This is a genomic window from uncultured Campylobacter sp. (assembly GCF_937997405.1).
Classification (GTDB): domain Bacteria; phylum Campylobacterota; class Campylobacteria; order Campylobacterales; family Campylobacteraceae; genus Campylobacter_B.
Window position 1 is genome coordinate 1 of record NZ_CALKTL010000160.1, and the last position, 6331, is coordinate 6331.

The following is a 6331-nucleotide window of genomic DNA, read 5'->3' on the forward strand; positions in this document are numbered from 1 at the left end:
GATGATAGATATGATGCAAATTCCTTTATAGGTATGATTTTGGATAATAATCTATGGTCCGATGATGAATATTGGAAATTGGAAGCCGATTTAAAAAAGATTTTGCGGCATTATAAAAACAAAGAGTTGGACCCAGAAATAATGCAAGGCATTATTTCTATCTCTAATGATATATTTCTAAACGGAAGTTGGCGCGACGTAGATATAGACGCAAAAAGCGAATGTTTTAAAACGTATAAATATCAAGAAGATACAAAGCCGAATATTTTCGATAGATTTCGCCGTATAAAAAGCTTATTATTGGCGGTTGCATCAGGGGATGAAAATTTTTATAAAATCAAATTTTTCTATGAAAATTAATATAAATGATCTTTGCTTCGCAAATAAGGTGTATAATTTAGCAAAAGTAAAAATTACGGTGGGTAAAGATGAAAAAGTTATTAAATTTGACAAATAGTCGTTTAAGGCTGAGCGATATAAATTTTAGCAGCTTCAGCGCTTCTAAAAACTGGATCGGTTTCTTTGAGATCGAAAGCAGGGGCTGGCTAAGCGGAGTAAGCTTAGCGATAAAATTATTCGATAACTTTTTTAGAAAATATAGCGATGAAGTATTTATCGTAAGCGCTCTAATGTGTGATGATAAAGTATACAAAAAATATAAAGCAATCTCGCAGGTAAAGCCGTTATACGATAAATTTAAAGATCTTGAAATTTTGCAAGAACAAAATGAGTATTTTTCTCTGGCTAGGGATAAAGAATATCCGCTGCCCGCTATGTGCATAAGAATGGACATTCTGAAATGGGACGACATAAAAGAGCTGGCTAAATTTTTAATGTGCTATGATTATTCTATAAACGAATGGTGTTTTATAGTTTTTCCGAGTTTAAATTTAGCCGTCTATCCGCATGATAGCAAGGGTTTTGGCTGCATAGGGTTAAACGACGAGATTAAATATGGAATCAACTTTTTAAAATTTTGCGAGAAAAACAGCAATGCAAAAGTAACGATAGATAAAAAAGAGGTTAATTTGAACAAAGCGGTTTTTCTTCTGCCTAAAAATAATGAAGAGCTATTTTCCAGAGTGCAAGAAGCAAGAGAGATAAAAAGAGGAACTTTGTATGCCGATCCGAATTTAATTAAATTTATTGCTCTTAGCGGCTCAATCAAAGATCTGAAAATATCGCAATTAAAGCAGCTATTGCGCGAAGGCCTGATCTATCTTGACACAGGAATATTTTTTATCAAGAATCTTAAAAGAGAAAGAATAGCCACAACAGAGAACATTTTAATTAATTCTTCAATATATCAAGGCTTAAGCGATTTTGAGTGGTCGATCAATGAAGTGGAGATCAAAAATCCAAATTTAAAGGAAGATGATTTTATCAAAGAATGCCTTTTATTTTTGAAATTGGTAAAGGAAAAGATCGAAAATATGAATATTGAGAACAGCAGATTTGCTTTATGTTTGGATTTCTATAATATCGATGAGCTGAGCGCGGATTTCGAGCTTTATACTTTAAGAGATAATGAAAAGATCGTAGATTTTTCAGAGACTAAATTTAATCAAAGCTCGGTGTATGTAATTGTATGAAATTTATTTCTTTGGCATTGCGATTAAATACTCCGAGGCAAGACTAAAATGCGAAAAACAATAGTTTGGACGGTATAAAATGAGAGCAAAAGCGCTTGATTTAAATTTAAGCCCGTACGTCTATTTCTTTAGTAAAGCGGAAGATTTTAGGTTTAAGATTTTTAAAGATTTTCAAGCCGTAAGCGGGAAAAGATCGCTGGGATTTTTATGAGCTTGAGGCGTTTAGCCTAATGAAAAGCACTGAAGTTTATGAGACTGACTCTATCGCCGGCACATTAATTCATAATTTTAATTTATGTGATGAGAATGTAAGAGATATTTTGATAATGTTCTTTGGGCAATTTTATCTAAATAATTTTATAGATACCGACATAAAATATAAAACTAGCGCTAATATAAATTTAAATATAAGAAAATTTGAAGAATGGAAAATTTTAAGAGAAAATTTCTTTTATAATTTAGATAATTTTGTAGCCCGCTCATACGAACCTCTAAAAAATTATATTCGCGCAGACTGCGCCTTTTGGGAAGAGCCTAATCGGTGGTGCCATCATAATGTGTATATGTTTATCACAGAATGCGGCAAAAAATATTATGATGAAATTTTGATTCCGAGCCTTTACAATAAATACAAACACATAGAGGTCGATATCGACGAAGAAGGAAATGTAACTAAGTGGTACGGAATATAAAATTTAGGAGAATAAAATGTCAATAAAAGAAAGATTATTAAAAGAATTATGCTGCCTCGCCTCATTGGAATGTCAAGAAAAATATATGCTCAACCCAACAGAGGATAAGTATTTGTTGTGCATAGATTTAATAGGAGACTGCGAGAACGCTTGCAAAATAGCCCTAGTGGAATCAAACAGAATTTATTTCAGCGTAGAGGAGCGTCAAGCGATAGTTAAAATGCTAGATAAATTTACGGAGTGTGATTCAAAATTTTGGGAGGAAGAGGGAAGGGCTTCTATGGCAGACTACGAAGACTTTATATACCACAATAGTACCTTTTGCGGACTACGCGAACTAGCTCTAAAAACAATCCAAATTTTGGTTATGAACTTGATGGCCTCGACTACGATTAAAAGCCTTATAAGGATAAAATAGAATATGTATAAGCAAATAAAAGATCTTCTAGAAAAGAGCGGCATAGAATTGAGCGATGGTTTGAAAGAGGGCGAAATAGACAAAATAGAGCAAATTTATGAGTTTAAATTTCCAAAAAGCCTAAGAGATTTTTTGTCATATACATTGCCTATTTCGGTAGAATTTTATAATTGGAGAGACTTTAGCGATGAAAATATAAAGGAGATAAAGCAGGCTATGAACTACGTCTTTGAGTACTTAAAAAACGATCCTATTGATGAAATTTTTCCAAATGAGAGCTATTGGAATACGCAAAAATGGGGTCCGATGCCCGAAGACAAATCTCGCAAGCGAGCCATTATACTAGAGGCAGCCAAAATCGCGCCTAAGATTATACCCGTATATTCCCATAGATATATGCCGTGTCTTAAATTACCGGATCCACCGGTCTTATCTATACACTATACCGATGTCATTTATTATGGGAAAAATTTATATGACTACTTTTTGAGGGAATTTGGTAAAAATCCTCTTGAGCCGGTCGGAAAATGCCCGTATGTGCCTTTTTGGTCTGATTTATACTAAAATTTAATAAAGGCGAGTTTGCGTTAATCTACGCTTATTTGATTTTTAGAATTTTAAGAAAATATGCGTTAGCATAGTTGGGGCGAGGAAAAATGACGGAAGAATATTTGATGAATTTCTATCATCTTACTAGCATCCGACAGTATTGGATTCTTATAGGCAAGTTCATTACGGAATGAAATTTTGTAGTATTAAATTTAGATTTTCAAAATGGACGGCGATGAGAAATAAATTTAAGGAAAGCAGCGAATGAGATATAACGATTTGATATTTTTAAATTTATTTCGTAATTACAAAGATGAATTTACCGGAGTCGGTCGGCGCGACTTTGTAATTTATTTGGAAGAGCTGGTTAGGGCTGGAGAATATGGTATAGCGCTGGAAGATTTTTTGGTTCAAATGTATGAATATGATATAAAAATTTCTTCTAAAGACTTAACAATTATAAAAAATTTATGCGAAGGCGTGAATGTCGATAGTAATTTATGGTTGGTTCTAAGTATTAAAGCGGCGGGCGATTAAAATATACCCAAAAGGGCTCATTGTGATAGAGGAATATATAAAAATAATAGAGGATTTTTTGCAAAATAGAATCGACGTATTTGAATTCGAAAAGATATATTGGGATAAATTTATGAATGATAAAAATTTCCCCGATGAATATTATGAGCCGCTAAACAGGCTTCTTACCGATATCGATGAATTCAAACCGGACGAAGAGCTAAAAGGCGATAATACGGTAGGAGATTCATTAAGCGAAGAGGATTTAAGGGAATGTGCAAAAAAGGCTTTAAAACAAATTGCACTTTTAAAATAGTAGTTTTATAAAATGATAATTTCTGCGAGAATTTTAAAAATATATTACGATATAATGTGCGCAAACCCACATCCCAATAAAAGGAAACTCAAATGCAAATTAACGGAAAAGAGATATTTAGGAAAAGCGGGCTTATGGTTAATCTATGTCGTATGACTTCTTTGGAATATCAAGTTGATCATTTGATACATCCTGCAGTTGAATATTACGAAAGCCCATCGGAAATGGTAGAATTTTTATATACCGAATGCAAGAGTGCTTTATTGGAGCAATTTAAATTTTGTTTCCTACCGTACGAAAGGGATGCACTAATGGTACTTGTGGAACTTATAGATAAAAATTTTAACGACCGCAGCTTATTAGAGGCGGATGATTACGAATACCTAGTCCATCTCAATCCATCCTGGGTAGAGGTCAGAGAACTAGCCTTGAAGACTTTGTATACCTTCGGATATGATTTGGACGACTTCGACTATGACTAAACCCGGATTAGACTTAGCAGAATGAAATTTATCCTATATATCTTTAATCTGCTGCTATGTCTAAGTGCCTGGGCTCTGCTTCGTCATATACGGCAAAATAAAACCGACTCCGCGCAAGCAAATAGTTTCATTTCGGGCGCACTTATGCCACGCCGTATCATACCTCACGCTGTAACTCAATCTAACGCCGTCCGACCCTATGCTTTGCCGCTACGTCGCGACGCATACTATCGCTGCGCCTCAAACCCTTGTGCCGAAATGCCTAGATCATCTTTCCGACGAGTTTTTCTTTAAATTCTTTATAAATTTCAGGCCCTGAGTGTTTGTATTCGCTCGTTAGCTTGTTGTGAAATTCCGCCATATCGCCGCCGCTTTCGCGGTAGAGCTTGATCGCGTTTCGTCTTACGGCGCCGTCTTTTAGGTCGCTATCGTAGGCGATGCTTGCGTATCGCGCCCGCGCGTCGTCCTTGATCTCGCGGTAGGCCTCGCAGCCCTTGGCTCTGCCGAGCTTTGCGACGCACGCGGCATAGAGGGCTTGCAGGCTCACGCACTGGGGTATCAGCGCCTCCGCTGCGGCGAGGTCCGCTTTGGTGATTTTAGAATTTACGGCTTTTTGTTCCTGTTGTACAGCCTTCGGCTCCTGCTTCGCGGTTTTTACCCCTTGCTTTTGGGCCTTTGGCTCCTGCTTTGTGGCTTTCGGTTCCGCTTTTTGGGCTTTTTTCTCCGCCGCGCCACTTGTTTTGCCTTGCTTTGTGTCCGCTCCTGCGGCATGCGAGGTTAGGCTGATCTTTTCAAATTTCGGATTTTTGCGGTAGTTTAGATTGTTAAAAAATTCTATCACGTCGTCGTAAAATTTGTCGTTGCTGACGATGCCGATCTTGCCCTCAGCTCCGCAGAGCTTGCCCATCAAAAACACGATGATCTTATCGGCGAAGTCCTTTCTTTGCTTGCCGATCGTAAAGACCTCGCCTATGCTAACGCCCATCTTCGATAGACGCGCAAGGGTCAAGGCGCCGATCTTTTTGGCGGTGTTGGAGACTATATTTAGCTCGTCGCCCTCTTTGAGATTTACGACGTCGAAGATATTATCTACGTCGATATTTTCGTCGTCAATGATAAAATGGGTCAAAGTTTTTCCTTTAAATTAAATTTCAATGCCCGCGCTCGCGCAAATTTCATCTCTAAAGCGCGCAAAAGCCTCATCGCAGGCTGATTTTGCAGATGCTCGCCGATCGGCTTTTGCATCCACGCCATATCGTACCAGCGACCTAATTTATAGGCGCAGCGCTGAAATCTTCCGACAAAGCGAAAGCCCATGCGCTCGCGAAATCGCACGCTCGCGTCGTTTAGATATTCGTCATCCCCGCAAGCGATGCAAGCGTTCATGTTTGCGATGTTTTGAGCTCTGAGCGTGCGCTCTAGCGCTTCGTAGAGCAGCCTGCCGATACCAAAAGCGTGCGCGTTTTGCGATACATAAACGGAGCTTTCCGTCGACCAATCATATGCCGCGCGCTCTTTGAAAGCCGAAGCGTGGGCGTAGCCGAGGATTTGTCCGTGTTTTAAATTTGCGCCATTTTGTTTCACTGCACCGCTTGCGCAATTTCGCGCCTAGTCTGCGGGCAAAATTTCATTCTCTGCGCCCGCCGCACTCGCAGAAATTTTAAAATTTTCATTCCGTTCGTCGTCCGCGCATGCCGCCTCGTCGCTTACGTAAGCGAGCAGATATGGGTATCTTTGCAGCGTCTGCTCGATGCGCTCCGCAAATT

The 6331-nt window shown here is 38.3% G+C and carries 10 protein-coding genes; 8 read left to right on the forward strand and 2 right to left on the reverse strand.

The genetic code is table 11. The features are described from left to right. The 8 genes from Q0372_RS08675 to Q0372_RS08710 all read left to right on the forward strand — a co-directional run. Nucleotides 1–360: Imm41 family immunity protein (locus Q0372_RS08675; protein WP_298104890.1), on the forward strand; the 360-nt coding region annotated here is incomplete at its 5' end. Between the two features lie 68 nt (nucleotides 361–428). Then, nucleotides 429–1592: a hypothetical protein gene (locus tag Q0372_RS08680; RefSeq protein ID WP_298104892.1), complete on the forward strand. Its 1164-nt coding sequence runs from the start codon at nucleotides 429–431 to the stop codon at nucleotides 1590–1592. A 230-nt stretch (nucleotides 1593–1822) separates the two neighbouring features. After that, nucleotides 1823–2284 (forward strand): hypothetical protein, encoded by a 462-nt coding sequence (locus Q0372_RS08685; protein WP_298104894.1) that lies wholly within the window; start codon nucleotides 1823–1825, stop codon nucleotides 2282–2284. A gap of 112 nt (nucleotides 2285–2396) precedes the next feature. Continuing rightward, entirely contained in the window at nucleotides 2397–2702 is a 306-nt protein-coding gene (locus Q0372_RS08690; protein WP_298104896.1) for a hypothetical protein, read from the forward strand. A gap of 3 nt (nucleotides 2703–2705) precedes the next feature. Continuing rightward, nucleotides 2706–3266 carry a hypothetical protein gene (locus tag Q0372_RS08695; protein WP_298104898.1) on the forward strand — a complete coding sequence of 187 codons (561 nt, stop codon included), beginning with the start codon at nucleotides 2706–2708 and terminating at the stop codon, nucleotides 3264–3266. 249 nt (nucleotides 3267–3515) lie between these two features. Beyond that, complete coding sequence (locus tag Q0372_RS08700) at nucleotides 3516–3788, forward strand: hypothetical protein (protein WP_298104900.1); 273 nt, start codon at nucleotides 3516–3518, stop codon at nucleotides 3786–3788. 22 nt (nucleotides 3789–3810) lie between these two features. Further along, nucleotides 3811–4083: a colicin immunity domain-containing protein gene (locus tag Q0372_RS08705; RefSeq protein ID WP_298104902.1), complete on the forward strand. Its 273-nt coding sequence runs from the start codon at nucleotides 3811–3813 to the stop codon at nucleotides 4081–4083. Between the two features lie 311 nt (nucleotides 4084–4394). Further along, on the forward strand, nucleotides 4395–4565 hold the full coding sequence (locus Q0372_RS08710; protein WP_298104904.1) for a hypothetical protein: 171 nt from the start codon (nucleotides 4395–4397) through the stop codon (nucleotides 4563–4565). Between the two features lie 262 nt (nucleotides 4566–4827). Here the strand turns inward: Q0372_RS08710 and Q0372_RS08715 are convergent, their stop codons facing one another. Continuing rightward, on the reverse strand, nucleotides 4828–5694 hold the full coding sequence (locus tag Q0372_RS08715) for a hypothetical protein (RefSeq protein WP_298104906.1): 867 nt from the start codon (nucleotides 5692–5694) through the stop codon (nucleotides 4828–4830). Further along, on the reverse strand, nucleotides 5691–6149 hold the full coding sequence (locus tag Q0372_RS08720; RefSeq protein WP_298104908.1) for a GNAT family N-acetyltransferase: 459 nt from the start codon (nucleotides 6147–6149) through the stop codon (nucleotides 5691–5693). Before Q0372_RS08720 ends, Q0372_RS08715 begins: the two co-directional genes overlap by 4 nt. Nucleotides 6150–6331 lie beyond the last annotated feature (182 nt).

What these genes read in the sequence shown, in the direction of transcription:
- Q0372_RS08680 (WP_298104892.1), top strand. Translation starts at nt 429, where the DNA reads ATGAAAAAGTTATTAAATTTGACAAATAGTCGTTTAAGGCTGAGCGAT.
- Q0372_RS08710 (WP_298104904.1), top strand. Translation starts at nt 4,395, where the DNA reads ATGGTACTTGTGGAACTTATAGATAAAAATTTTAACGACCGCAGCTTA.
- Q0372_RS08695 (WP_298104898.1), top strand. Translation starts at nt 2,706, where the DNA reads ATGTATAAGCAAATAAAAGATCTTCTAGAAAAGAGCGGCATAGAATTG.
- Q0372_RS08685 (WP_298104894.1), top strand. Translation starts at nt 1,823, where the DNA reads ATGAAAAGCACTGAAGTTTATGAGACTGACTCTATCGCCGGCACATTA.
- Q0372_RS08700 (WP_298104900.1), top strand. Translation starts at nt 3,516, where the DNA reads ATGAGATATAACGATTTGATATTTTTAAATTTATTTCGTAATTACAAA.